The organism is Kocuria cellulosilytica (assembly GCF_040981245.1).
GTDB classification, from domain to species: Bacteria; Actinomycetota; Actinomycetes; order Actinomycetales; family Micrococcaceae; genus Kocuria; species Kocuria cellulosilytica.
In genome coordinates, this window is sequence record NZ_JAVFWZ010000003.1 from 150,128 (window position 1) to 174,810 (window position 24,683).

General features: G+C 74.1%; 22 protein-coding genes. 13 read left to right on the forward strand and 9 right to left on the reverse strand.

The genetic code is table 11. The features are described from left to right. Positions 1-155 precede the first annotated feature (155 nt). Positions 156-878 carry a LysE family translocator gene (locus RCG67_RS05770; RefSeq protein WP_368825230.1) on the reverse strand — a complete coding sequence of 241 codons (723 nt, stop codon included), beginning with the start codon at positions 876-878 and terminating at the stop codon, positions 156-158. A 111-nt stretch (positions 879-989) separates the two neighbouring features. Between RCG67_RS05770 and RCG67_RS05775 the strand changes: the two genes are divergently transcribed. Next, the gene (locus tag RCG67_RS05775) at positions 990-1,910 is read left to right on the forward strand and encodes a LysR family transcriptional regulator (RefSeq protein WP_368825231.1); all 921 of its coding nucleotides are present in this window, start codon (positions 990-992) and stop codon (positions 1,908-1,910) included. A gap of 81 nt (positions 1,911-1,991) precedes the next feature. Here RCG67_RS05775 and RCG67_RS05780 read toward each other — a convergent pair whose 3' ends face one another. The 4 genes from RCG67_RS05780 to RCG67_RS05795 all read right to left on the reverse strand — a co-directional run bounded on the left by RCG67_RS05780 (position 1,992) and on the right by RCG67_RS05795 (position 5,623). Next, complete coding sequence (locus RCG67_RS05780) at positions 1,992-2,483, reverse strand: MmcQ/YjbR family DNA-binding protein (protein WP_368825232.1); 492 nt, start codon at positions 2,481-2,483, stop codon at positions 1,992-1,994. After that, positions 2,480-3,658 (reverse strand): MFS transporter, encoded by a 1,179-nt coding sequence (locus RCG67_RS05785; RefSeq protein ID WP_368825233.1) that lies wholly within the window; start codon positions 3,656-3,658, stop codon positions 2,480-2,482. The genes RCG67_RS05780 and RCG67_RS05785 overlap by 4 nt, the downstream gene beginning before the upstream one ends. 148 nt (positions 3,659-3,806) lie before the next feature. Then, on the reverse strand, positions 3,807-4,577 hold the full coding sequence (locus RCG67_RS05790; protein ID WP_368825234.1) for a VldE C-terminal domain-containing protein: 771 nt from the start codon (positions 4,575-4,577) through the stop codon (positions 3,807-3,809). A gap of 398 nt (positions 4,578-4,975) precedes the next feature. Continuing rightward, the gene (locus RCG67_RS05795) at positions 4,976-5,623 is read right to left on the reverse strand and encodes a hypothetical protein (RefSeq protein ID WP_368825235.1); all 648 of its coding nucleotides are present in this window, start codon (positions 5,621-5,623) and stop codon (positions 4,976-4,978) included. 333 nt (positions 5,624-5,956) lie between these two features. On the opposite strand from RCG67_RS05795, the gene RCG67_RS05800 reads away from it, so the two are divergent. Next, on the forward strand, positions 5,957-6,745 hold the full coding sequence (locus RCG67_RS05800; RefSeq protein WP_368825236.1) for a hypothetical protein: 789 nt from the start codon (positions 5,957-5,959) through the stop codon (positions 6,743-6,745). Positions 6,746-6,954: 209 nt separating this feature from the next. Here RCG67_RS05800 and RCG67_RS05805 read toward each other — a convergent pair whose 3' ends face one another. After that, positions 6,955-7,281 carry a hypothetical protein gene (locus tag RCG67_RS05805; RefSeq protein ID WP_368825237.1) on the reverse strand — a complete coding sequence of 109 codons (327 nt, stop codon included), beginning with the start codon at positions 7,279-7,281 and terminating at the stop codon, positions 6,955-6,957. A gap of 164 nt (positions 7,282-7,445) precedes the next feature. Here RCG67_RS05805 and RCG67_RS05810 point away from each other — a divergent pair, with 164 nt between their 5' ends. The 10 genes from RCG67_RS05810 to RCG67_RS05855 all read left to right on the forward strand — a co-directional run bounded on the left by RCG67_RS05810 (position 7,446) and on the right by RCG67_RS05855 (position 19,022). Further along, a complete protein-coding gene (locus RCG67_RS05810) occupies positions 7,446-8,753 on the forward strand; it encodes a Mur ligase family protein (RefSeq protein ID WP_368825238.1) in 1,308 nt (435 codons plus the stop codon). A gap of 11 nt (positions 8,754-8,764) precedes the next feature. Beyond that, positions 8,765-9,487 carry a type 1 glutamine amidotransferase gene (locus RCG67_RS05815; protein ID WP_197412616.1) on the forward strand — a complete coding sequence of 241 codons (723 nt, stop codon included), beginning with the start codon at positions 8,765-8,767 and terminating at the stop codon, positions 9,485-9,487. Between the two features lie 167 nt (positions 9,488-9,654). Further along, a complete protein-coding gene (locus RCG67_RS05820; RefSeq protein WP_058872693.1) occupies positions 9,655-10,416 on the forward strand; it encodes a YebC/PmpR family DNA-binding transcriptional regulator in 762 nt (253 codons plus the stop codon). A gap of 26 nt (positions 10,417-10,442) precedes the next feature. Then, positions 10,443-11,039, forward strand: coding sequence for a crossover junction endodeoxyribonuclease RuvC (ruvC, locus tag RCG67_RS05825; RefSeq protein ID WP_368825239.1), 597 nt, complete (start codon positions 10,443-10,445; stop codon positions 11,037-11,039). A gap of 90 nt (positions 11,040-11,129) precedes the next feature. Further along, positions 11,130-11,771: a Holliday junction branch migration protein RuvA gene (ruvA, locus tag RCG67_RS05830; protein WP_368825240.1), complete on the forward strand. Its 642-nt coding sequence runs from the start codon at positions 11,130-11,132 to the stop codon at positions 11,769-11,771. A 26-nt stretch (positions 11,772-11,797) separates the two neighbouring features. Further along, positions 11,798-12,895, forward strand: a complete 1,098-nt coding sequence (ruvB, locus tag RCG67_RS05835) for a Holliday junction branch migration DNA helicase RuvB (RefSeq protein WP_231738247.1) — start codon at positions 11,798-11,800, stop codon at positions 12,893-12,895. A gap of 179 nt (positions 12,896-13,074) precedes the next feature. Continuing rightward, positions 13,075-13,533 (forward strand): preprotein translocase subunit YajC, encoded by a 459-nt coding sequence (gene yajC, locus RCG67_RS05840; protein WP_368825241.1) that lies wholly within the window; start codon positions 13,075-13,077, stop codon positions 13,531-13,533. 90 nt (positions 13,534-13,623) lie between these two features. Next, positions 13,624-15,465 carry a protein translocase subunit SecD gene (gene secD, locus RCG67_RS05845; protein WP_368825242.1) on the forward strand — a complete coding sequence of 614 codons (1,842 nt, stop codon included), beginning with the start codon at positions 13,624-13,626 and terminating at the stop codon, positions 15,463-15,465. Then, positions 15,465-16,484, forward strand: a complete 1,020-nt coding sequence (secF, locus tag RCG67_RS05850) for a protein translocase subunit SecF (protein WP_368825243.1) — start codon at positions 15,465-15,467, stop codon at positions 16,482-16,484. Before secD ends, secF begins: the two co-directional genes overlap by 1 nt. A 213-nt stretch (positions 16,485-16,697) precedes the next feature. Continuing rightward, entirely contained in the window at positions 16,698-19,022 is a 2,325-nt protein-coding gene (locus RCG67_RS05855; protein WP_368825559.1) for a RelA/SpoT family protein, read from the forward strand. 166 nt (positions 19,023-19,188) lie between these two features. Here RCG67_RS05855 and RCG67_RS05860 read toward each other — a convergent pair whose 3' ends face one another. Next, complete coding sequence (locus tag RCG67_RS05860) at positions 19,189-19,785, reverse strand: type IV toxin-antitoxin system AbiEi family antitoxin (protein ID WP_058872687.1); 597 nt, start codon at positions 19,783-19,785, stop codon at positions 19,189-19,191. Between the two features lie 91 nt (positions 19,786-19,876). Then, positions 19,877-21,313 (reverse strand): DUF349 domain-containing protein, encoded by a 1,437-nt coding sequence (locus RCG67_RS05865; protein ID WP_368825244.1) that lies wholly within the window; start codon positions 21,311-21,313, stop codon positions 19,877-19,879. Positions 21,314-21,579: 266 nt separating this feature from the next. Between RCG67_RS05865 and hisS the strand changes: the two genes are divergently transcribed. Next, complete coding sequence (hisS, locus tag RCG67_RS05870; protein WP_368825245.1) at positions 21,580-22,935, forward strand: histidine--tRNA ligase; 1,356 nt, start codon at positions 21,580-21,582, stop codon at positions 22,933-22,935. 335 nt (positions 22,936-23,270) lie between these two features. On the opposite strand, the gene RCG67_RS05875 is transcribed toward hisS, so the two are convergent. Continuing rightward, the gene (locus RCG67_RS05875) at positions 23,271-24,575 is read right to left on the reverse strand and encodes an APC family permease (protein WP_368825246.1); all 1,305 of its coding nucleotides are present in this window, start codon (positions 24,573-24,575) and stop codon (positions 23,271-23,273) included. Between the last annotated feature and the right edge of the window lie 108 nt (positions 24,576-24,683).

Below are 24,683 nucleotides of genomic sequence, written 5' to 3' on the forward strand. Positions count from 1 at the left end.
GCCTCTCGGTTGCCCCCGGACCGACGGGGGATGAGAACCGGGCCGTGCCACGGGGTGTCCGGCACCCCGTTCGTAGCCGATGATCCAGTCCGGCCGGTGGCAGGTCAACCTCCCCGTGCCCCGGGGCACCCGCGTCCCTGCGGGGCCGGGGCCGTTCAGATCCAAGAGGTGAGCACGGGCACCGTGGTCGTCAGTCCCAGCGCCACGAAGACCGCTCCGGAGGTGAGCTCGATCCTGCGGTGCACGGCGGGGCGGTTGAGCCAGGTGCCGGCGGTGTGGGCGACCAGGGCCACGAGGAACAGGTAGATCCCGATGGCTGCCGCCACCGTCCCGCCCATCACCACCACGACGAACAGCGCCCCGGCCCCGGGCGGGGTGAACTGGGGCAGCAGGGCCAGGAAGAACAGCCCGGTCTTCGGATTGGTCAGACAGCACACCAGCCCTGCCGCGAAAGCCGATCGCGCCCTCCGCCGGGACGGCTCCGGGCGGACCGGGGCGGCGGTGACGGCCGTCCCCGCGGTCCGTGCGACGCCGACGGCCGACCCCGCGGTCCGTCCGACGCCGACGGCCGTCGGCACCGCGGTGGCCGGGGCAGGAGCGCGGTGGGTGAGCGCTCGGTAGCCCAGGAAGAACAGGTAGACGCCCCCGAGAACCCGCAGCGCCTGGAAGGCGGCCGGGGAGTCGTCCAGGAAGGCGGCCACGCCCACCGCCACCAGCCCGGCCCAGGCGAAGACCCCCAGCGCGGAACCGGCCGCGGCCAGCATCCCGGCCCGCCGCTCGCGCAGGGCATGGCCCAGGGTCAGGACGGTGTCGGGTCCCGGAGTGAGGGCCAGGACCACAGCCACTCCCAGCAGGGCCAGATAGCTCGAGGTGTCCACGGCAGCTCCTTGTCGGTCAGTGCTCAGCAGTCTCCACCGTGCCACCGCACCAGCCTTCGGAACCAGCAATGATTTCTGTGCCATTGGCAGGTGGAAACGTACGATCGGGGCATGCTCGATCCGCACCGGCTCGCCATCCTGCGCGCGGTCATCGCCGCCGGCTCGATCCACGCCGCCGCCCGGAACCTCCATCTGGCCCCGGCCACGGTCAGCCAGCACCTCCGCGCCCTGGCCCGGCAGACCGGGCTGGTGCTGTTCGAGAAGAACGGCCGGGGCATCGAGGCCACCCCGGCCGCCCGGCACCTGTGCGAGGCCAGCGCGGACACCCTCAACAGCCTGGAACGCCTCGAGCGCACCGTGGAGGATCTGCGGCAGGGCCGGGCCGAGCAGATCGCCGTCGCCTGCTTCGCGTCCGTGGCCCAGGCCTGGATGCCCGAGGTCGTGCTCGCCCTGCGCGCCCGGTCCCCGGACGTGGTGGTGGAGATCAGCATCAACGAACTGCATCCCACCGGAGGCCGCCGGGCCCCTGACATCGACGTGCGCAACGAATCCCTCGACGGGCCCCCCGTCCACCTGGAGGGATACCAGCGCCATGCCCTGCACGAGGAGGACTTCTGCGTGGTGCTGCCGGTCGGCCATTCCCTGGCCGCACATCCCGCGGTGACCATGGCCCAGCTGCGTGACGAGCCCTGGATCGACCACGACATCCACGACGGCCCCACCGGGCGCATCATCACCCGCGCCTGTCACGCCGCCGGCTACACCCCGCACTACGTCGCTCGTCTCGACGACCACCACGCGGCCACCGCTCTCGCCGCGGCCGGGCTGGGCGTCACGGTGCTGCCCCGGATCGCGCTCAACGGGCTGCCGGCGAACCTCACGGCGAGGCCGCTGGTGGACCCGGCCGTCCACCGGCGCATCGTCGCGCACACCCGCACCCACCCCACCCGGGCGCGGCTGATCCACACGACCCTGACGGCGCTGCGCCAGGCCGCTCATCGAAGCCGGCCGTCGACACCGGACGAGCACTGAGTCCGCGACGACGGGCCGCCCCGGTGAGGACGCCCACCACGACGGCGGATGTCCTCCGGACACGGGCAGCAGGACGTCCGCTCAGGGGTGCCCACCGGTGCGGTGGTGGCGCAGCACGGGGCGCTCGCTGCGGGGAAGTCCTTCGACGACGAGCTCGTAGGCGTTCAGCACCAGCTCACCGACGAGCTCCGGGGTGATGCCGGGGCCGGCGGCGAGGGAGATCCAGTGCTGCTTGTTCATGTGGTGGCCGGGCGTGATCGTGGGGAACTCCTGGCGCAGTGCCGCCGCGTGCGGGGGCTCGCACTTGAGCGTCACGATCGGCTCCCCGGGTGCTTCCGTGGTCAGCAGGAAGATCTTGCCCCCGACCTTGAACACGTCGTGCTCGGGGCCGAAGGGACAGGTGCAGGACACGGCCGGCAACCCGGCGGCGACCTGCACGGCGATCTGCTGGAGCCTCGTTCCGTCCACGACGCGTCTTCTCAGCTCGACCGTGGGGTCACCGGCCGCCTCGGACTCCGCGTGCGCGGCGGCCTCGGCGGGTGGACCGTCGTCGCGATCGCGGGGGGAGGTCACGGTGCTCCCCGCGGGGGTCTGCCGGCACGAGTACGACGCCCGGCCCGGGCCAGCGCGAGCGGCAGGGTCAGCAGGGAGATCGCTCCGGCCACCAGCAGCGCGGTGCTGAAGGAGGTCCCTGCGGCGACCATCCCCACCACGACCGCTCCGATGCCGGTCCCGGCGTCGAAGCCGATGTTCCACACCGCGCTGGCAGGACCGTAGTGCTGCCGGCTGACGGCCTGGAAGGTCACGACCAGGGTGAGGTTCTGCAGGCCGCCGTAGCTGATGCCCACCATCGCCGCGCCGACGAGCAGCGCCGGGGCCACGGTCGCGCGGGGGTCGTGGACCGCCCAGGCGAGCACCGCCATGCCCGCCGTGGTCAGCAGCACCAGCGGCGGGATGAACCGTCGCGGCCCGTGCCGGTCGGACCACGAGCCGATCCGCCAGCGCGCGAGCGCGGCGGCGACGTTCATCAGCAGCAGCGCCAGGGTGGTCAGCACGGCACTGCTGCTCATCTGGGCCATGAAGGTGATCAGCGCCCCGCCGGCCAGGGTGACGCCGAGCAGCAGTCCCATGGGAGGGAGGAGACTCAGATAGGGGGCCCGGGCGTCCACCGCCTCGGGGACGTGGTCCAGCATCCGGGCCAGGCCGACGGCGGGGACGACGGCCGCCGCGGGCAGGGACGCCAGGGCGAACACGACCCAGAAGCCGAGCTGCTCGGCGATCCAGGGTCCCGCCGACAGGAACAGCACCTGCGGTCCCGCGATCGCCAGGCCGTAGGCACCGATGGCCTTCCCGCGCCGCTGCGGCTCCACCAGCTCGGCCACGAGGGCGCTGCCGGTCACGGTCAGGACCCCGAAGCCGAGCCCGCGCACCGCGGACAGCGCCAGGGTCGGGCCGAGCGCCGCGCTGGCGCCGTGCGCCAGGGCGGGCAGGCCCAGCAGGAGCATGCCCGTCACGAGGACCGGTCCCCAGCCGAAGCGGCGCAGCGCCCGGGGGACGAACAGCTGCGTGAGCACGGTGAAGAGCATGAGCACGCCGTTCACCAGCCCGGCGCCGACGGCGTCGGCGCCGCCGCGCACCGCCCACAGCGGTGCGACCGCCAGCAGCGCGGCGTAGCCCGAGAAGCCCAGGGCGGTCATGGTCAGCAGCAGCGGCATCCCCGGCGCCCGCCAGACCGAGCCGTTCAGCACCGGCCGAGGTCCGTGACGAGGGCCCCGCCGCCGGGGCACGCGGAATCGGCGAGGGTGCTCGCGCCGCGGCCTCGCGGCACCGCGGGCGGCTGCTTCTTCCGGACATCGACGATCGGCATGATGACGCCAGCCTATGCCCGGCACCAGCTCAGCCGGCGCCTCCGCGCAGGACGTCCACGTGCACGTGGTCCAGGTGGCGGAGGATCTCGTTGCCGGGCTCGGGTGCGTCGTAGTCCCGCCACTGCCCCCGGGAGCTGTGGGCGCTCCAGAACCGGTCGTCGAAGATGACGTACTGGACGTCCAGGTCCTCGGCGTGCGCGACCAGCCAGTGGGCCAGCAGCCAGCCCGCCCGCCGGTTCTCCTCGGTCACCGGGCGGAAGAAGACGTCGACGGCCCGGCCGTCGTAGTGCGTCGACTCCGCCCCGTGGCCGTGGTCGACTCCGCCGGGTGCGAACCCGCCCAGGCTCTGCGCACCGAACACCTCGGTCATCGCCTCGCGCAGCCGCTCGGCGCGCGGGGTCAGGCCGGAGCCGGTCAGCTCCTGCTCCGGCAGACCACCGGCCGCCGAGCCCCGGCAGGAGAGGCTCGCGCCGGCGTCCCCGGGCGGCCCGTCGGCCAGCCGCTGCAGCACCGCCTCGTCGATGCCTGAGGTGTCGGGGGCCTCCGCGCCGCGGGCCGCGAGCGCCACCGCCGTGGTGGCCCGCTTCGCCTGCGCTCGGTCGAGCCCGATCTCTCCCTCGGCGGTCTCGACCGTGCACTCCGGGCCCCACGGCAGCCAGCTGTCCCCCGTGCGCAGTCCGCCGAGCAGAGCGGGCCCCAGGAGCCCCAGTGCGCCCGCGAGCACCCCCAGCACGAGGAGCAGACCCACGAGCGTGCGCACGGAGCCGGACCGGCGCCGATGCGTGTCCTCGCCCGCCATCACGACGGCGGACCGGCTGCGAGCACGGAGGCCTGCTGGACGCCGGCCGGCCGACGGGCCGGGGCGGGTCCGAGGCTCCCGGCGCCGCGCACAGCGGTTCTGCCCACGATCACGCACCTGCTCCCGCTCGTCGCCCGGGGATTCCGGCTACAGCAGAGCAGACGCACCTGACGGAAACCTCCACGCCGCGGCCGTGCGCTCCGGCCGGTCCCCGGCCGGAGCGCACGGCCGAGCCGAGCCGGCGCCGGGACGCTGCCACCGGCGCCGGGACGCTGTCACGGGCGCTCGCGACCGAGGGGTCCGAGCAGGCCGGCCGGGCCGGACCCACCGGGTCGGACTCACCGTCCGGGCCCACGCCCGGGTCCCCGCCCGGGCCCACGCCCGGGCCCACGCCCGGGTTACCGCTCGTCGTGCGGGGGAGGACGGTCCCGGCCCGCGAGCACGGACCCGGTGCTGGGCTCCGCCGGAGCATCGGAGGCGGTGCCGTGCAGAGGCGGGTCCGGATCGCGGTCCCGGTCGTCCTGGCGCTCGCGCTCGGCGCGGCCGGCGGCGATCTGGGCCGCCCAGCGCACCCGGAACGGCCGCGGGTCCTGCGCCGCGGTCCCCGGCGGATCCACGGCCGCGTCCGTCGCGCCGAGGTCCGTCCCGGGGCCCTCCTGCCGTGGCCGGCGGTCGGCGTGCCGTCGGGCGGCGGCGAGGGCCTCGGCCCGCCGCTGCTCGGCCTCGGCGGCGGCACGCTGGTCGGCGGAGCGCATCGGGGTGCCGTCCTGGTGGGTCCAGGTGCGCAGCCGGGCGGCGAACCAGGCCCCGGGGTTCTCGATCCCGGTCACCGAGTCGTGGGCGTAGCGCGCCCCCTGCGGAGTCCAGTCCAGGGCGTGCAGGACGTCGGCGACGGTCCACCCGGCGTCGAAGCAGGGCTCGGCAACGGCCACGACGGAGGCCGTGGTGATCCGGCGCAGCACCAGTGCGTGGTGCTGGATCTCCAGCCCGGCCAGCCGGCGGACCTGCCGCCGGTCCTGAGGGGTCGCTCCCGGTGCCGGCCGCACCGGTGCATGAGCCGGCCACAGCGGAGCCGTGCGCCGGCCCAGGGCGGCCCGGACCTCCTGCCGCTGGGCGTCGGCCCGGGCGGCGGGCCGCGTCCCCGCCGGAGCCGTCGGAGACGTCCCGTTCTGCGCGCGCGGGGCAGGGCACGGTCCCTCCGGGGGCACCGGACCGACCTGGACGTCCACCGGCATCGGCTCCTCTGCTGGTCCTGGGGCTTGCTGGTTCCTGGGGCATCTACCGCGGTCTCCGGCTGCGCCGGGCGCGTCCCGGCCCGCGCCGACAGTGTCGTGCCCGGCCGTGGTCCGACGATAGCGGGATGTGCTCTACTCGGTCGCATGACCGGCACCTCCCTGCCCGACACGCCCACGGCGGAGGACTTCCGCGCGCTGGCGCGCAGCTCGCCGTGGCGGTTCAGCACCTTGCACTTCACCCATCGGCAACAGGTGGACCGCGGGAGCACCGCGAGCGGCGAACCGGCCGAGGCCTGGCTCGACCGGCGCCTCGGTCGGCTCGTCGTCCGCTCCGCCGGTGAGGTCGAGGTCGCCGAGGGCCCGCCCTACGGCGAGGCCGTGAGCGCGGTGGCCTGCCGCGACGACGGCGTGGCGTGCGCCGGCCCGCCGTCATCGCCGACTCCGGCTCGAGAGCCGGAGCTGGTGCTGCGCCCCGACGGGCTGGTCGCCCGGCGCCCGGAGGACTGGCACTACGACCACGGTGATCCCCTGTGGCAGGACTACCGGTGGACGGCCATGCTCGACCCGGCCGAGCTCAGCCGCGGCGTGGACGTCAGCGACGTCCTGGCCACGACGCTGCGGGGACGTCCGACCTGGTCCGCCACCTGCCGGCCGCTGCTCGGTGACGGGGAGGAGTGGGAGAACGGCTACACGCCGCGGTGCGGATGCTGCCCGCTGCTGGAGAGCCGCGCCAGCCGGATCCTCGAGTACGGCCCCGAGGACCCGACCCTCACCAACGGTGACCTCGCCACGGTCTACCGCGTGCACCTCGACGTGCGGACGGGCGTCGTGGTGGACATCACCCCGCTGGACGGCGTCGAGGGCACGGCTCTCTCCAACGAGCTCCACGCCGTCGACGCACCGCTCGATCCACCCGTCGATCCACCGCTGTGAAGGGCCCGGCCGACCGGCCCGGCAACCCTCCGCCGACCGAGCACGCCAGGAGCGCCGTCACGTCCCGCCCTTCCGTCCGCGCACCCGCTCCAGGGCAGGACCGCCCGGGTCACCGGGGTCTCCCGCCGCCGCGGCACCGGGTGCGCGGTGGCCGTCGAGCTCGCCGCCCCGGGCGCGACCGTGTTCCTCCACCGCTGCGGCTGTGCTCCTCAGCGCCTCTGCGGCCGAGCAGGCCCGTCCGGGCGACGTCGCCGGCCCAGCAGCCAGCCGGCGCAGAAGGCCCACAGGACGAGACCCGCGGCCACGCCGGACCACCCCGCCGTGGCCTCCGGGGTCACCACGGTCATGGCCGGGAGCGTCTCACCGCTCGCAGGAAGGTCCCCGAACCACCCGAACGCCGCGTCGGCCGGATGCAGCAGCACCAGCAGCGCCCCGCCCAGCACCAGCACCGCGCCCAGCAGCGCCAGGACCACCCACCACAGGGGCGGCCTTCGCGGCGGGACGGACGGAGCAGTGGCGGGGCCGGCGGAGTCCATGGTCCGACCCTACGGGGGCGGCGCCCCACCTCGCACGGCACGCGGCGGCGGCATCGTGTCCTCCGTCGTCGTCCTCCGCGCCCCGCGCGGCCCCGGACGGACCAGGGGCCACGCTCCCCGGGAGGCACCCGGGTGCCCGCCGTCGCCGGGGCGCAGACCATAGGATGGAGCGCATGTCCAGACCCCACGTGCGCCTGCTCGGCCAAGGCATCCGGTACCTGACCACACTGCGCGGCGGAGGCTCCGCCTTCCCCGGCCTCGTGATGGAGCGGCTGCACCCCGGGTTCGTGGCCGAGGAGCTCGCGAAGCTCCCGCACGGCGTGGTGCTCGTCAGCGGCACCAACGGCAAGACGACCACCACCAAGATGGCCGTCCAGCTGCTGCGCTCGCAGGGGTTCAAGGTCTTCACCAACCGCACGGGGTCCAACTTCGTGCGCGGCGTGGCCGCGGCCCTGCTCGGGGAGATGAGCCTCACCGGCCGCCTCGACGCGGACGTCGCCGTGCTCGAGCTCGACGAGGCCCACGCCGTGCACTTCGTCAAGCAGGTCAAGCCCCGTCACGCGCTGCTGCTCAACGTCATGCGCGACCAGCTCGACCGCTTCGGCGAGATCGACACCACCCGGCGGATGCTGGCCCAGATCGCCGCGGCCACCACGGGCACCGTGGTGCTCAACCGCGAGGACCCCAGGATCGTCTCCCTGGCGGAGCACGTCCCGGAGGGCACGCAGACCCGATGGTTCGGCCTGTCCGCGCCGCTGCGGCCGATGTTCCCCTCCGACGACGACATGCGCTCGGCCGGCGGGCCCGACGCCGAGGACGACCACGAGAGCGACCTGGCGCCCCGGCCCGCCGCCGACGTGGAGCTGACGTCCTTCGAGGCGAACCGGGTCCGGCTCACGGTGGGCGGAGAGCCCGTCGAGACCACCGTGGAGCTCTACGGCGTCTACAACATGTACAACGCGGCGGCCGCCCTCGCCCTGGCCCTCGCGGTGGCCGGGCCCGACGCCGACCGCGCCGCGCTGGTGGACGAGCTCTCCCGGGTCACCCCCGCCTTCGGCCGCGGGGAGACCATCACCGTGGCCGGCCGGCCGCTGCAGCTGCTGCTCGTGAAGAACCCCGCCGGGTTCCGGCTCTCGCTGGCCTCGGCCCGGCCGGGCGACTACGCCACGATGATCGCCATCAACGACGAGTACGCCGACGGCCGCGACGTCTCCTGGCTGTGGGACGTCGACTTCCACTCCCTGCGCACCGGCGGCGTGGACGTGGTGGCCGGCACCCGCGCGTGGGACATGGCCCTGCGCCTGGACTACGACGAGGTCCCGGTGCGCGAGGTGGTCCCGGGGCTCGGCGACGCCCTGCGGAGCTTCGTCGCCGGGGCCGGCGAGCGGCCCATGCGCGTCTTCTGCACCTACACGTCCATGCTCGAGCTGCGCCGGGAGCTCTCCCGCGTGGCCGAGGTCGCCGAGATCTGAGCGGAGCCCCCGTGACCGACCGCACCGTCCACCTCGTCCAGCTCTACCCCCGGGACATGAACATCTACGGGGACTGGGGCAACACCCTCACCCTCAAGCGCCGGCTGGAGAAGTACGGCTACGCCGTGCGGCTGAGCGACCACAACCCCGGGGATCCGTTCCCGCCCGACGCGGACCTCCTGGTGGGGGGCGGCGGCCAGGACTCCGGGCAGTTCCGGGTCCAGGAGGACCTGCAGCGGATCGCCCCCGAGCTGCGGGCCATGGCCGCCGACGGCGTGCCGATGCTCGCGATCTGCGGTCTCTACCAGCTCTTCGGCCACGAGTTCCGCACCGGCGCCGGCGAGACGCTGCCCGGCATCGGCATCCTCGACCTGACCACCGTGGGCGGGCCGACGCGCCTGATCGGCAACATCGTGCTGGAGTCCCCGGAGTTCGGGACCGTCGTCGGCTACGAGAACCACTCCGGGGTCACCCGCCTCGGCCCCGGCCAGGCGCCGCTCGGGACGGTGCTCAAGGGCGCCGGCAACAACGGCGAGGACGGCACCGAGGGCGCGCGCGTGCACCACGTGGTCGGCTCCTACCTGCACGGGTCGATGCTGCCCAAGAACCCCGCCGTGGCCGACCACCTCATCCGCGCCGCCGTGGAGCGCCGGCTCGGGGCCTTCGACGCCGCGCCGCTGGACGACACCCTGGCCGAGCGGGCCCGCGAGGTCGCGCAGGCCCGGCCCCGCTAGACCCCCCGGTCCGGGGCGGGCGCACCCGGTAGAATGGGTCGGGACTTCTCCGGCCCGCCCCGGCGGTGGCCGGCACGGCCCGCCCCGGCCACCGCCGGGGCGGGCCGTGCCGGGACGACGACCGGCGCGTCCCGGCCGAGCACGAACGACTTCCCGAGGAGGGACGCATGTCAGGACACTCCAAGTGGGCCACGACCAAGCACAAGAAGGCCGCGATCGACGCCAAGCGCGCCAAGGCCTTCGCCAAGTACATCAAGGGCATCGAGGTGGCCGCGCGCATGGGCGGGCCCGACACCGCCGGCAACCCGGCGCTGGACCTCGCCGTGTCCAAGGCGAAGAAGAACTCGGTGCCGGTGGCGAACATCGACCGGGCGATCAAGCGCGGCGCGGGCCTGACCGGTGAGGTCGTCGACTACACCGAGATCCTCTACGAGGCCCGCGGCCCCCAGGGCACGGCGCTGTACATCGAGTGCCTCACCGACAACAAGAACCGCGCCGCCTCCGAGGTGCGCGTGGCCGTGACCCGCAACGGCGGCACCATGGCCGACTCCGGCTCCGTGGCGTTCCTCTTCGAGCGCAAGGGCGTCGTGGAGGTCACCCGCACCGACGGGCTGACCGAGGACGACGTGCTGATGGCCGTGCTGGACGCGGGCGCCGACGAGGTCGTGGAGCAGGAGGACGTCTTCGAGGTCGTCTCCGAGGCCACCGACCTGCCGGCGATCCGCACCGCCCTCGACGAGGCCGGGCTCGAGTACAACAACGACGACCCGCAGTTCCGCCCGAGCATGCTCGTGGAGCTGGACGCGGAGGGCGCCCGGAAGTTCCTGCGCCTGGTCGACGCCGTCGAGGAGCTCGACGACGTGCAGAACGTCTACTCGAACGCGGACATCCCCGCCGACGTCCTGGCCCAGCTCGACTCCGAGGACTGACCACGGCCACGCAGCGGATCCTCGGGGTGGACCCCGGACTGACGCGGTGCGGGTTCGGCCTGATCGACATGGCCGGCAACCGCACCGCGTCCTTCGTGGACGTCGGCGTGGCCGGCACGGACGCCGCCGACCCGCTCGACGTGCGCGTGCTGCGGATCTGGGAGGCCACCGAACGGTGGATCGAGCGGTACCGCCCGGACGCTCTCGCCCTGGAGCGCGTGTTCGCCCAGACCAACGTGAACACCGTCATCGGCACGGCCCACGCCTCGGGCGCCGTCATCGCCTCCGCGGCCCGCCACGGCGTGCCGGTCGCGTGGCACACCCCCTCCGAGGTCAAGGCCGCGGTGACGGGGGAGGGGCGGGCGGACAAGGCGTCCGTGGCCCGCATGGTGGTGCGCATCCTCCGGCTCGACGCGGCGCCCCGCCCCGCCGACGCCGCCGACGCCCTCGCCATCGCCATCTGCCACGGCTGGCGCGGCGGCGGCACGGGCGTGGACGCGACGGCAGGGACCGAGACGCACCAGGGCGCCCGCCCCCTGGCCGCCGCCCGCACCGGCATGACCCCCGCCCAGCGGGCCTGGGCCGAGGCCGAGCACCGCGCCCGACGGGGCCGGCGCGGCTGAGTCGGTGCCCACTGCTAGAGTGGTCGTCATTCGTAGATCTGTTCGATCGACCGTGCTCGGCCCCTGGCGGGCACGGGAAGGAGTTGCCCGGTGATCGCGTCCATCACGGGACAGGTCGAGCACGTCGGCCTCACCACCGCCGTCGTGGCCGTGGCCGGCTTCGGCGTCCAGGTCCAGGCGACGCCGGAGACCCTGGCCGGGCTGCGGATCGGCCGCGAGGTCCGCCTCGACACCGCCTACGTGGCGCGCAAGGACGAGTCCCCGCTGCTCTTCGGCTTCCGCAGCCCCGCCGAGCGCGAGGTCTTCGAGATCATGCTCGGGGTCAGCGGCGTGGGCCCCCGCACCGCCCTGGCCGTGCTCTCCGTGCTGGGCCCGGACGACGTGCACCGGGCGATCGCGCAGGGCGACGCCAAGGCGTTCACGACCGTCCCCGGCATCGGCCCCAAGGGCGCCCGCCGGATCGTGCTGGAGCTCGCCGACAAGCTCATCGTCCCGGACCGACCCGCCCAGCCCGCCGCCGCCCCGATGGAGCCGTGGCGGGCGCAGGTGCTCGAGGCGCTCGTGGGCCTGGGCTGGAGCGAGAAGGACGCCGCCCGCGGCATCGCCGACGCCCTCGCCGACCGGGAGGAGCTCGCCGCCTCCGGGGACGTCCCGACGATCCTGCGCACCGTGCTCGGGTGGCTCGGCGCCGCCAAGGCCGGCTCGCGGGCCGGCGCCGAGCGGGGGAGCTGAGCGTGGCCCGCGAGGACGGTGCCGCCGTGAACGCCCGGGACCGGCTGGTCTCGGCCGACGACGAGCCCGACGAGAAGCAGCTCGAGTCGGCCCTGCGGCCCGCGAACCTCGACGAGTTCGTGGGGCAGAAGCGGGTGCGCCAGCAGCTCTCCCTGGTGCTCGAGGCCTCCCGGCTGCGGGGCCGCTCCGCCGACCACGTCCTGCTCTCCGGCCCGCCCGGGCTCGGCAAGACGACCCTGGCCATGATCATCGCCGAGGAGATGGGCGCTCCTCTGCGGATCTCCTCCGGGCCGGCCATCCAGCACGCCGGCGACCTCGCCGCGATCCTCTCCTCCCTGACCGAGGGGGAGGTGCTGTTCCTCGACGAGATCCACCGCATGTCCCGGCCCGCCGAGGAGATGCTCTACATGGCCATGGAGGACTTCCGGGTGGACATCGTGGTGGGCAAGGGCGCCGGCGCCACGTCCATCCCGCTGGACCTGCCGCCCTTCACCCTGGTGGGCGCCACCACCCGCGCGGGCCTGCTGCCCGGCCCGCTGCGCGACCGCTTCGGCTTCACCGGCCACCTCGAGTTCTACTCCGTGGAGGAGCTCGAGCTCGTGCTGCGCCGCTCCGCCGGGCTCATGGACCTCGCGATGACCGCCGAGGGCTTCGCCGAGGTCGCCTCCCGGTCCCGGGGCACCCCGCGCATCGCCAACCGGCTGCTGCGCCGGGTGCGGGACTGGGCGCTCGTGCACGGCATCGAGCGGATCGACGCCCGCACCTCGTCCGCCGCCCTCGACATGTACGAGGTGGACACCCGCGGCCTCGACCGCCTGGACCGCTCGGTGCTCGAGGCGCTCGTGACGAAGTTCGGCGGCGGGCCGGTGGGCCTGTCCACCCTGGCGATCGCCGTGGGGGAGGAGACCGAGACGGTCGAGACCGTGGCCGAGCCCTACCTGGTCCGCGAGGGCCTGCTCGGCCGGACGCCCCGGGGCCGGATCGCGATGGCCGCGGCCTGGGACCACCTGGGCCTGCGCCCGCCCGAGCACGCCGCGTTCAAGGACCCCGGGCTGCGGGCCGCCTTCGGCGGGACCGCGCCGGCGCCGGCCGCCGAGGACGTCCCGCCCCTGTTCGAGGACTGAGGCCCGGGCTCCGAGGACCGAGCACCGGGGACCGAGCGCCGAGGACCGGGACCGAGCGCCGCGGGCCGCCCCGGGCCCGTCCGCGGAGCGGCGGCCGTCCACCGGGCGCCGTCCAGGACGCGGACAGGCTGGATCGCCTACCATGGTGAGGACACCCACCACCGATCGAACGGAAGTCCGTGAGCCCGCTCCTCACCACCCAGTCCCTCGCCGCCCAGGCCCCCCAGTCCACGGGAGGCGGCACCGCCTGGCTGCTGCCGCTGATGCTGGTGGCCATGGTGCTCCTGCTCTGGCTGCCCATGCGGCGGCAGAAGAAGGCCATGGCCCAGGTCAAGGAGAAGCAGGCGGCCATGGGCCCCGGCACGGAGGTCATGACGAACTACGGCCTCTACGGCACGGTGCGCTCGATCGACCGGGACACCAACAAGGTCGTCCTCGAGATCGCCCCCGGCACCGCCGTGACCGTGCACCTGCAGACCGTCACCACGGTCGTCGAGGACGAGACGGCACCCGCTCCGGCCCCCGTGACCGAGGCGGAACCGTCGGTGATCGAGCCCGACGCCCCCGGCACCGGGTCGACCCCCGTCGACCCCCTCGACGACGACACCCGGCGCGATCCCGGGCAGCGCAACGACTGACCCCCCACACGGGACGACGGGCCGACCACTGGTCGGCCCGTTCCCATGCACAGGCCCGGCAGCACCGGGCCGTCGTTCGTAAGGAAGACCATGGCACTGACCACACGCAAGACCCCCGGTGACCCCGGGGCCGCCGCACCGGACGGCACGCCCGGGCGGGGCGGCTCGACCGCGCCGGCACGCTCGGGGGTGCGGGCCGCCCTCTCGACCGCCCGGCGGTCCCTGATCGGGCTGCTGGTGCTGCTCGCCCTGCTGGGCGGGCTGCTGGCCTGGGGCGCGGGCACCGACCGCACCGGCTGGGGGCCCAAGCTGGCCCTCGACCTCGAGGGCGGCACCCAGATGATCCTCTCCCCGTCCCTGCAGGGGGAGGACGCCGGGGAGGAGGTCTCCCCGGAGCAGCTGGACCAGGCCGTGGAGATCATCCGCCAGCGCGTCGACGGCTCCGGCGTGGCCGAGGCGGAGATCGCCACCCAGTCCGGCGACAACATCGTGGTCTCCATGCCGGGCGTGCCCTCCGCCGAGACCCGCGAGCTCATCCAGACCTCGGCGCAGATGAACTTCCGGCCCGTGCTCACCACCGCCGCGGCGGAGCCGGTCCCCGAGGACCAGCGCGCCACCGACGAGGAGCTGCCCGAGCCCACCGCCGAGCCGACCGACGCCTCCGACCCGAACTGGATCACCCCGGAGCTGTTCCGGGAGTTCGAGGCGACCGACTGCACCGCGCCGCAGTCCCCCGAGGAGCGGGAGACCCAGGAGCCCGGCGAGCCGATCGTCGCGTGCGAGCCCGAGACCGGCACCAAGTACCTCCTGGGACCCGTGGAGATCCAGGGCACCGGGATCGAGGACGCCTCCTACGGCACCGCCCAGAACTCCCAGGGCGTGTCCCTCAACCAGTTCGCCGTGAACCTCCAGTTCGGCCCGGAGGCCACGGACACCTTCCGGCAGCTCTCCGAGCGGCTCTACGGGATCGGCACCGCCACGTCCGGCGACCCCCGCAGCCAGTTCGCGATCCTGCTGGACGGCCAGGTGGTCTCCGCCCCGTCGATGAACGCCGTGATCTCCGACGGCCAGGCCCAGATCACGGGCCAGTTCACCGAGGAAGAGGCGAAGTTCCTGGCCGAGCAGCTCAAGTACGGCGCGCTGCCGATGAGCTTCGACATCCAGTCCGAGCAGCAGATCTCCGCGACCCTGGGCGCCGACCAGCTGCGGATGGGCATCATCGCCGGGATCATCGGCCTGGTGCTCGTGTGCGTGTACTCGCTCTTCCAGTACCGGCTGCTGGGCCTCGTGACCATCAGCTCGCTCGTGGTCGCGGGCGTGCTCACCTGGCTCGCGATCACCCTGCTGGGCTGGTCCGCGAACTACCGCCTGTCCCTGGCCGGCGTGGCGGGCCTGATCGTGGCGATCGGCCAGACCGCGGACTCGTTCATCGTCTACTTCGAGCGCATCCGCGACGAGATCCGCAGCGGCCGCTCCATCCCGGCGGCCGTCGACCACGGCTGGCAGCGCGCCCGCCAGACCGTGCTCGCGTCCAAGGCCGTGAACCTGCTGGCCGCGGCCGTGCTGTACTTCGTGGCCGTGGGCAACGTGCGCGGCTTCGCCTTCACCCTCGGCCTGACCGCGATCGCCGACCTGCTCGTCGTCTTCCTCTTCACGCACCCGGTGATGGTCACGCTCGCCCGCACCCGCTACTTCGGCGGCGGCGGGAAGCACTCGGGGCTCAGCCCCGAGGCCCTCGACGCGGTGCCCCTGTACCGGGGCGCCGGCCGGCTGCGCGAGCCGCAGGCGGAGCACGACGGCCTGACCATCGCCGAACGGCGCCGCCGCGCGGCACGGACCGCGCCGGAGGACCCCCCGTCCGCGGCGGCTCCGGACGGCGCGCCGGTCGGCGCGTCGTCGTCCGCCGCCCGCACCCCCGAGGAGAACGCCTGATGTCCAAGTTCGCAGATTTCGGCAACGCCCTGCACAGCGGACGGACCTCCTACCCCTTCGTGGGCCGGGCCAAGCAGTGGCTCGCCGTCGTGGGCGTCCTCGTGCTGCTGTCCCTGCTCGTGCCCGTGGCCAAGGGCGGCTTCAACCTCGGCATCGACTTCACCGGCGGGTCCGAGTTCACCGTGTCCTCCGTGGCCGACCCCGACATCGAGACCGGCCGGGAGGCCGTCACCGAGTCCTCGGACGCCGCCGGCGTGGAGGTCACCAACATCGCCCCGGAGACCGTCCGGGTGCGCACGGAGCAGCTCGACGACGACCAGACCCTGGCCGTCAAGGACGCCCTGGTCGACGCCTACGGCGTGAGCGAGCAGGAGGTCACCTCCAACTTCGTGGGTCCCACCTGGGGCGCCGGCGTCACCACCCAGGCCCTGCAGGGCCTCGTGGTCTTCGTGGTCCTGGCCACCGCCCTGATGGCCCTGTACTTCCGCACCTGGAAGATGTCCGTCTCGGCGGTCGCCGGCATGCTCGCCTCGGTGGCGATCACCGCCGGGATCTACTCGCTCGTGGGCTTCGAGGTCACCCCGTCGGCGGTGATCGGCTTCCTCACGGTGCTCAGCTACTCGCTCTACGACTCCGTGGTGGTCTTCGACAAGGTCCGGGAGAACACGGAGGGGCTGCTCGACGGCACGGCCCCGCCGGAGCGGGCCGGCCGGAGGTTCTCCGACCAGGTGAACCTCGCGGTCAACCAGACGCTGGTGCGCTCCATCAACACCTCCGTGGTGGGCATCCTGCCGGTCGGCTCGATCCTGTTCATCGGCTGGCTCGTCCTGGGGGCGGGCACCCTCAAGGACCTCTCGCTGTCCCTGTTCGTCGGCATCATCGTGGGCACCGCGGCCACCCTGTTCGTGGCCGCGCCCCTCTACGCGCTGCTGCGCCGCGGCGAGCCCGCGGTCCAGGAGCAGGAGGCCCGCGCGGGGGCGCCCGTCGAGCGTGCCGCCGAGGAGGCCGCGGCGCACTAGACTGTAGCCACCGTAGGGCGGGCCGTGCAGGAGCGGCCCCCCGCACAGCAGCACACGTCGAACCCGAACCGGAGGCGACGACCGGGGCGGCGGCCGCACGGCCGCCGCCCCGCGTGCATCGATGGGAAGGAAGTCTCGGTCATGAGCTCGTCCGACGACGGGGCCGTCCCCGCGGACCAGGCCGCCGCACCGACCCCGCCGCGCCGGTCGGACATGGCCGGCACCCACTACGTGGTGCCCGCGTCCCGGCCGCTCCTGGGCCGCGCCGTGTTCCCGGGGCGCAGCGACCGCACCCGGTCGAGCCTGTCCTACCTGTCCGGGCGGCCCATGGACCACTCGCCGATCCTCGAGCCGCTGCTGCACACCGTGCGCGCCACCCACCCGGAGGAGGACCTCGAGGTCCTGCAGCGCGCCTTCAAGGTCGCCGAGAAGTGCCACGAGGGCCAGAAGCGCAAGAGCGGCGACCCGTACATCACCCACCCCGTGGCCGTGACCACGATCCTCGCCGAGCTCGGCATGACGGGCGCCACCCTCGTGGCCGCCCTGCTCCACGACACCGTGGAGGACACGGACTACACCCTCGACCAGCTGCGCGCCGAGTTCGGCGAGGAGGTCGCCGCCCTCGTGGACGGCGTGACGAAGCTGGACAAGGTCCAGTACGGGGACGCCGCGCAGGCCGAGACCGTGCGCAAGATGATCGTGGCGATGGCCAAGGACATCCGCGTGCTCGTCATCAAGCTCGCCGACCGGCTGCACAACGCCCGCACCTGGCGCTTCGTCTCGCAGACCTCGTCCTCGAAGAAGGCCCGCGAGACCCTCGAGATCTTCGCCCCGCTGGCCCACCGCCTCGGCATGAACACCATCAAGTGGGAGCTCGAGGACCTGGCCTTCGCGGCGCTCTACCCCAAGGTCTACGAGGAGATCGTGCGGATGGTGGGGGAGCGCCAGCCCCAGCGCGAGCGGTCCCTGGCCAAGATCCGGGAGCGGATCGCCCTGGACCTCTCCGAGGCGGGCATCGAGGCGACCATCACCGGCCGGCCCAAGCACTACTACTCGATCTACCAGAAGATGATCGTGCGGGGGAAGGACTTCGACGAGATCCAGGACCTGCAGGCGGTGCGGGTCCTGGTGAACACGGTGCGCGAGTGCTACGCGGCGCTGGGCGCCCTGCACGCGCGGTGGCGGCCGCTGCCGGGGCGGTTCAAGGACTACATCGCCATGCCGAAGTTCAACATGTACCAGTCCCTGCACACCACGGTCATCGGCCCGGACGGGCGGCCCGTGGAGATCCAGATCCGCACCCACGAGATGCACCGCCGGGCCGAGTACGGCGTGGCCGCGCACTGGAAGTACAAGGACCAGGCCAACCAGGCCAACTCGGCGACCCCGAAGGCCCAGGAGGGGGACCTCGCCTGGCTGAGCTCGCTCGTGTCCTGGCAGGAGGAGACCCAGGACTCCTCCGAGTTCCTCGACTCCCTGCGCTACCAGATCAACACGTCCGAGGTGTACGTGTTCACCCCCAAGGGCGAGGTCATGGCCCTGCCCGCCGGCTCCACGCCCGTGGACTTCGCCTACGCCGTGCACACCGAGGTGGGGCACAAGACCATCGGGGCCCGCGTCAACGGCAAGCTCGTGCCCCTGTCCTCGGAGCTCCAGCACGGGGACTGGGTGGAGGTGCTGACCTCCAAGTCGGAGCACGCCGGGCCCTCGCAGGACTGGCTGAAGTTCGTGCAGTCCCCGCGGGCCCGCAACAAGATCCGGCAGTGGTTCTCCAAGGAGCGCCGCGAGGAGGCGATCGAGAAGGGCAAGGACGCGCTCACCCGCGCGCTGCGCAAGCACCACCTCCCCCTGCAGCGCACGCTCACCCAGGAGTCCCTGCTCGCGGTGGCCCAGGACTTCCACCGCACCGACATCAGCTCCCTCTACGAGGCGATCGGCTCCGACGTGGTCAGCGCCCAGAGCGTGGTCGAGAAGATCGTGGGCGACCTCGGCGGGGCGGACGGGGCGGAGGAGGACTTCGCGGAGACCACCATCGCCACCCAGCCGGTGCGCCCGCGCGTGTCCGACTCCGGGGTGACGGTCCAGGGCGCCTCCGACGTCTACGTCAAGCTCGCCCGCTGCTGCACGCCGGTGCCGCCGGACGAGATCATGGGCTTCGTGACCCGCGGCGCCGGCATCTCCGTGCACCGCAAGGACTGCGCCAACATGCTCGCCCTGACGTCCACGGAGCGGGTGGTCGAGGTCGAGTGGGCGCCCACCCAGTCCAGCGTGTTCCTGGTCGAGATCCAGGTGGAGGCCCTCGACCGCAAGTCCCTGCTCTCGGACGTCACCCGGGTGCTCTCGGAGAACCACGTCAACATCCTCGCCGCCTCGGTGCACACCTCGAAGGCGCGGCTGGCGATCTCCCGCTTCGCCTTCGAGATGGGCGATCCGCGCTACCTGGACCACGTGCTCAACCAGGTCCGCCGCATCGACGGGGTCTACGACGTCTACCGCACCTCGGGCAACCGGCCCATCTCGGAGCCGTCCTCGCGCTGACGCGGTCGCTCCTGGAGCCGTCCTCGCGCTGACGCGGTCGCTCCTGGAGCCGTTCTCGCGCTGACGCGGTCGCTCCCGGGATCCGTCCTCGCACCGGCCTGGTCACTCGCGGAAGCCGTCCTCGCGCCGCCCCGGCCGCTCCCGGAGCCGTCCGCGCCCGCCGCCGTCAGCGCAGCGGGCGCCCGACGGCGCGGGCGGCACGGCGGACCCGCAGCAGCGCCGCCTGCCGGCCGGGCATCCGCTCGAAGCTCTCGAGCGCGGCCTGGACCAGCGGGGGCGGGCAGTGCAGGTGCGGGGCGTGCATGAGCTTCTCCAGGGCCGCGAGCCCCTCCCGCCCCGGCACGTGCAGGGCCAGGTCCACGGCGGTGCGCAGCGGCGTGGTGACGTGCACCGGCCCGGCGTCGTGGACGTCGTAGCCGCCCAGGGTGACCTGGTGCAGCGCCAAGCCCTCCGGCACCGGGGACATCGTGGTGCGGCGCAGCTTGTCCAGCAGCACCGGCAGGATGCTGGGGCGTCCGGCGCAGTCGTAGAACCACGCGGCGGAGAGCCGTCCGAGCACCCCGCGCCGCAGCAGGTGCGGGGGCAGCTGGGCCTCCAGGGCCGCGACCTTCACCGCCCGGGTCACGGGACGGCCGCGCAGCACGTGGGCCTCCAGCACCACGGGGACGAGCACCCCGTCCGTGACGAGGGCCGAGAGCTCGGTGCGCGAGAAGGGGCGCGCCGGCAGGAACAGGGTGTCGGGATGCCAGGGCGGGACGTCCATGGGGCCACTCTCGCCCACGGCCCCGGCACGGGAAAGGCCCCGCGGGGCGCTGTGGACAGCGCGGCCGCGGGGCCTTCCGGTGCGCCTGCGCTCAGCGCAGGTCCGCCGCGGAGCGGCGCAGGGTCTCCAGCCACTGGCGGCTGGTGGCGAGCTCGCCCTCCAGCTTGGCCGCGCGCTTGGTGTCCCCGGTGGACTGCGCCCGGGCCAGTGCCGCCTCCTGGTCCTCGATCTTCGACTCGAGCTGCGTGAGCATCGAGTTGGACCGGGCCTTGGTCTCGGGGTTGGAGCGCTGCCACTTCTCGTCCTCGGCCTGGCGCACGGCGTCCTCCACGGTGCGCAGCTCGGCCTCCACCCGGCGCATGTGGGCGCGCGGGACCTTCCCCGCCTGCTCCCACCGGTCCAGGATGTCGCCGAGCGCCCGCTTGGCGGCCTTGAGGTCCGTGATCGGCAGCAGGGCCTTCGCCTCGGCGAGCAACTGCTCCTTCACGGCGAGGTTGCCCTCGAACTCCTGGTCGATCCGGTCGTTGTCGGCCTTGCGCGCCGCGAAGAAGGTGTCCTGGGCGGCGCGGAACCGCGCCCACAGGGCGTCGTCGTCCTTCTTGGACGCGCGCTTGGACTCCTTCCACCGGTCCATCAGCCGGCGGTACTCGGCGGCCGTGGCGCCCCAGTCGGTGGAGCCGGACAGGGCCTCCGCCTCGGCGATGAGGGCCTCCTTGGCCTTCTTGGCCTCGGCGTTGTCGGCGTCCAGCTGCGAGAAGAACGCGCGGCGGTGCCGGTCGAACGTGGTGCGCGCGGTGCGGAACCGCTTCCACAGGGCGTCCTCGGCGGCCCGGCCCAGCCGGATGCCGGACTTCTGGTGGGTCTTCCACTGGTCGAACAGCTCGGCCATCCGGGCCGAGGACTGCTTCCACTGCGTGCGCTGGGGGTCCTGGGCGGCGATCTGCTCCGCCTCCGCGACGATCGCCTCCCGCGCCGCGACGTTCTGGGCGCGCTGGGCCTCGTGGGCGGCCCGCTCGGCGGCCTCGAGCTCCCGGATCGCCGGGCGCAGGGCCTCCAGGCGGGACTCGAGGCCCTTGACGTCCCCGAGCATCGTGCGCTGGCCGACCTGCTCGGTGAGGTGGTCCACCGTGCTGAGCATGTCCGCCGACGGCGCACCGGCGGCCACCCGCTGCTCCAGCAGGGCCACCTGCGCCTCGACGTCGTCGAACTTCCGGGCGAAGTAGCCCAGCGCCTCGTCCTCGGTGGCGTCCGGGAACTGCCCGCAGAGGACCTCCTCGCCGTCGACGACCACGTAGACGTGGCCGTCCTCGGTGACCCGGCCGAAGGCCCGGGCGCGCGCCACGGACTCCGGGGAGGCCAGCGCCGGGGCGGCCGGGGCCGCGGGCGTGGGCGCCGCCGCCGGGCCGGGGGAGGCCTGGGCGGGGGCCGCCGGGGCGCCCGGTCTCGGGGCCCCCGGCTTCGGCACGGGCCCCGGGGTGGGGGCGGGGCGGGGCGTGGGCTGGTCGTCGGATTCGAGACGTTCTGTCACCGCTGAAACTCTTTCGCTCTCGCCGGGGCTGCGGCACCGGGAACGTGCCCGGCGTCGTCGCCCGGCTCCGGACAATCGTCAGCCCCATACTACCGAGGACGCCTCATCCGGCCGCCGCGGGCCCGCGGTGCGTCCGGCGGCCGGGCGCACCGCGGTGCTTTGGGCGGTGCGCCCGGGGATCCCTAGGATGAGTGCGGAACCGTCGGGCCCGCCCGGGCCGACCGTCCACCCGCCCCGCCGTCGACCCACCCGAGGAGCACGTCCCCATGGCCCGCAAGACCTCCCTGTCCGGTTTCCCCGAATGGCTTCCGGAGGAGCGTCTGGTCGAGCTGCACGTCCTCGACGTCCTGCGGGAGACCTTCGAGCTGCACGGCTTCTCCTCGATCGAGACCCGCGCCGTCGAGACGGTCGGGCAGCTGCTGCGCAAGGGCGAGATCGACAAGGAGGTCTACGTCGTCTCCCGGCTGCAGGAGGACGAGGACGCCCCGGCCGAGCGCGGTGACGACCAGCTGGCCCTGCACTTCGACCTCACCGTGCCCTTCGCCCGGTACGTGGTGGAGAACGGCGGGCACCTCGCCTTCCCGTTCCGCCGCTACCAGATCCAGAAGGTGTGGCGCGGCGAGCGCCCCCAGGAGGGCCGCGCCCGTGAGTTCACCCAGGCCGACATCGACGTGGTGGGCGACGGCACGCTGCCGTTCCGCTACGACGTGGAGCTCGCGCTCGTGATGATCGACGCCCTGTCGAAGCTGCCCATCCCGCCGTTCGTGCTGCGCGTCAACAACCGCAAGCTCGCGGAGGGCTTCTACCAGGGCATCGGGCTGCAGGACACCGCCGGCGTGCTCCGCAACATCGACAAGCTCGAGAAGATCGGCCCCGAGCGGGTGGCCCAGGCACTGTGCGAGGAGGTCGGCGCGACCCCCGAGCAGGCGCAGGCCGCCCTGCAGCTCGCGGCGATCCGCACCGAGGACACCTCCTTCGTGGACCGGGTCCGCGCGCTCGGGGTGAACACCCAGCTGCTCGAGGAGGGCCTGCGCGAGCTGGCCGAGGTGGTCGGGGAGGCCTCGCGCCGCGCCCCCGGCACGGTGGTCGCCGACCTCTCGATCGCCCGCGGCCTCGACTACTACACCGGCACCGTCTACGAGACGGTGCTCGTGGGCCACGAGCAGCTGGGCTCCGTGTGCTCCGGCGGGCGCTACGAGTCCCTCGCCTCCACCGGCAAGAAGACCTACCCGGGCGTGGGACTGTCCGTGGGCGTGACCCGGCTCGTGTCCCGCATCCTCTCCCAGGGGATGGCCGCGCCCTCCCGCAAGGTCCCCACCGCGGTGCTGGTCTCCCTGGTGGACGAGGAGTCCTGGTCCTCGGCCCAGGACGTGGCGCAGCAGCTGCGCGAGCGCGGCGTCGCGTGCGAGGTCTCCGCGAGCGCGGCGAAGTTCGGCAAGCAGATCAAGTACGCCGAGCGCCGCGGCATCCCCTTCGTGTGGTTCACCGTGCGCGGTGAGGACGGCTCGCTCGCGCACGAGGTCAAGGACATCCGCTCCGGCGAGCAGGTCCGCGCCGACCCGGCCTCGTGGACGCCGCCGGCCGAGGACCTGCGCCCGGTCGTGCGGGCCGTCGGGTCCTGATCGCGCGGGCCCCCGCCGGCCCCGGCCGGCCCGAGCCGGCCCTCACCGCCGCCGAGCCCCCACTCTCCGGACGCCCGTTCCGCCGAGTCCCCAGTCGGGCCGCGATTCCCCAGTCCTTTTCCTGGGGAACTGCGACCCGAGTGGGGACTCGGCGCTGGAAGGGAGCGTGTCTTGGGGGGTCGGCGCGGGACGGTGGCTCGTGACCGGGGGCTCGGCGCTGGTGGGGAATGAACCGTGGGGATTCGGCGCGGGACGGTGGCGGGTGACCGGGGGCCCGGCGCGCGGTCGCGGCGAGAGGCCGGGGAACCGGTGCGGCGGGGCCCGGTGCTGCGGGATCAGCGTCGCCGGGCCAGGACCAGGGCGCGCCCGGCCAGGCCCACGGCGAAGACGCCGAGCATGGTGACCACGGACTGCCACGGCAGCGTGAACGCCAGGACCAGGCAGCCGGCCAGACCGAGCGCGTTGACCGCCCGCGGCGCCCACCGGGGGCGCTGCGTCAGCGTGAGCGCCGAGAGGTTGGCCAGCGCGTAGTAGACGAGCACCCCGAAGCTCGAGAACCCGATGACCGTGCGCACGTCGCCGACCAGCACGAGCACCACCACGACCCCGGCCACGGCCAGCTCGGCAGCCCACGGCACCCGGTGCCGCCGCGACACCGCGCTCAGCGGCCCGGGCAGGTCCCGCTCGCGGGCCATGGCCAGGGCCGTGCGGGAGATCCCGGCGACCAGCGCCAGCAGCGCTCCCAGCGTGGCCAGGGCGGCGGCCGCGGTGACCACGACGGCGCCCGCGGTCGCCGGTCCCGCCGCCCAGCCGGCGTCCCGGACCACGGCCAGCAGCGGGGCGGTCGACGCGGCCAGCCGGTCGACCCCGAGGAAGCGCAGCAGTCCGAGACCGAGCAGCCCGTAGAGCAGCAGGGTGAACGCCAGCGCCCCCAGCACGGCCCGCGGTATGGTCCGCGCCGGGTCCCGGACCTCCTCGCCCATCGTGGCCACGCGGGCGTACCCGGCGAAGGCGAAGAACAGGGTCCCCGCCGCCGGCAGCACGCCCCACGCGGTGCCGTCCCACCCCGCGCCGTCCCGGCCGTCGGACCCCGCCCCGCCCGCGGCCGGACCGGTGCCCGCGAACAGCAGGACGACCACCGCCAGCAGGACCACCAGCACCGGGAGGACCAGCAGCTGTGTCAGCCGGGCCGTGCGGGTGACCCCGCCCAGGTTCACCGCCGTGAGGCCGAGGACCGCGGCCACGGCGAGCAGCCGCGCCCCGGCGTCGTCGGCCCCCGTGAGCTCCGCCGTGTAGAGGCCGAACGTCAGGGCCATCGCGGCCGCGGACGCGGTCTTGCCGGTCACGAACCCCCAGCCGGCCACGAAGCCCGGCCACGGGCCCAGCTGGCGGTTCGCGTACAGGTAGGCGCCGCCGGAGGCGGGGTGGACGGCGGCCAGCTGGGCGGTGGAGCTCGCGTTGCACCACGCGACCACGGCAGCCAGCAGCAGGGCCAGCGGCAGCTGGGGACCGGCGAGCGCCGCGGCCGGGGCGAAGGCCACGAACACCCCGGCCCCGACCATCGAGCCCACGCCGATCACGGCCGCGTCGACGGTGCCGAGGCGGCGGGCGAGGGCGGGGTGGCCGGGGGAGGTGCTCATGGTCGTCCTGTCGTCGTCCTGGGGTCCGAGGGGCGGCCTGTAAACTCGTCCCGGAACGAGAGTAGGGGCACCGGGGAAACACCGGACCAACGCGCGATGAGCGCGGCC

Coding starts and splice junctions, on each gene's coding strand:
- hisS (WP_368825245.1), top strand. CDS start 21,580: ATGGCCCGCAAGACCTCCCTGTCCGGTTTCCCCGAATGGCTTCCGGAG.
- RCG67_RS05875 (WP_368825246.1), bottom strand. CDS start 24,575: ATGAGCACCTCCCCCGGCCACCCCGCCCTCGCCCGCCGCCTCGGCACC.
- RCG67_RS05775 (WP_368825231.1), top strand. CDS start 990: ATGCTCGATCCGCACCGGCTCGCCATCCTGCGCGCGGTCATCGCCGCC.
- RCG67_RS05855 (WP_368825559.1), top strand. CDS start 16,698: ATGGCCGGCACCCACTACGTGGTGCCCGCGTCCCGGCCGCTCCTGGGC.
- RCG67_RS05805 (WP_368825237.1), bottom strand. CDS start 7,281: ATGGACTCCGCCGGCCCCGCCACTGCTCCGTCCGTCCCGCCGCGAAGG.
- RCG67_RS05810 (WP_368825238.1), top strand. CDS start 7,446: ATGGAGCGCATGTCCAGACCCCACGTGCGCCTGCTCGGCCAAGGCATC.
- secD (WP_368825242.1), top strand. CDS start 13,624: ATGGCACTGACCACACGCAAGACCCCCGGTGACCCCGGGGCCGCCGCA.
- RCG67_RS05860 (WP_058872687.1), bottom strand. CDS start 19,785: ATGGACGTCCCGCCCTGGCATCCCGACACCCTGTTCCTGCCGGCGCGC.
- RCG67_RS05800 (WP_368825236.1), top strand. CDS start 5,957: ATGACCGGCACCTCCCTGCCCGACACGCCCACGGCGGAGGACTTCCGC.
- secF (WP_368825243.1), top strand. CDS start 15,465: ATGTCCAAGTTCGCAGATTTCGGCAACGCCCTGCACAGCGGACGGACC.
- RCG67_RS05790 (WP_368825234.1), bottom strand. CDS start 4,577: ATGGCGGGCGAGGACACGCATCGGCGCCGGTCCGGCTCCGTGCGCACG.
- RCG67_RS05820 (WP_058872693.1), top strand. CDS start 9,655: ATGTCAGGACACTCCAAGTGGGCCACGACCAAGCACAAGAAGGCCGCG.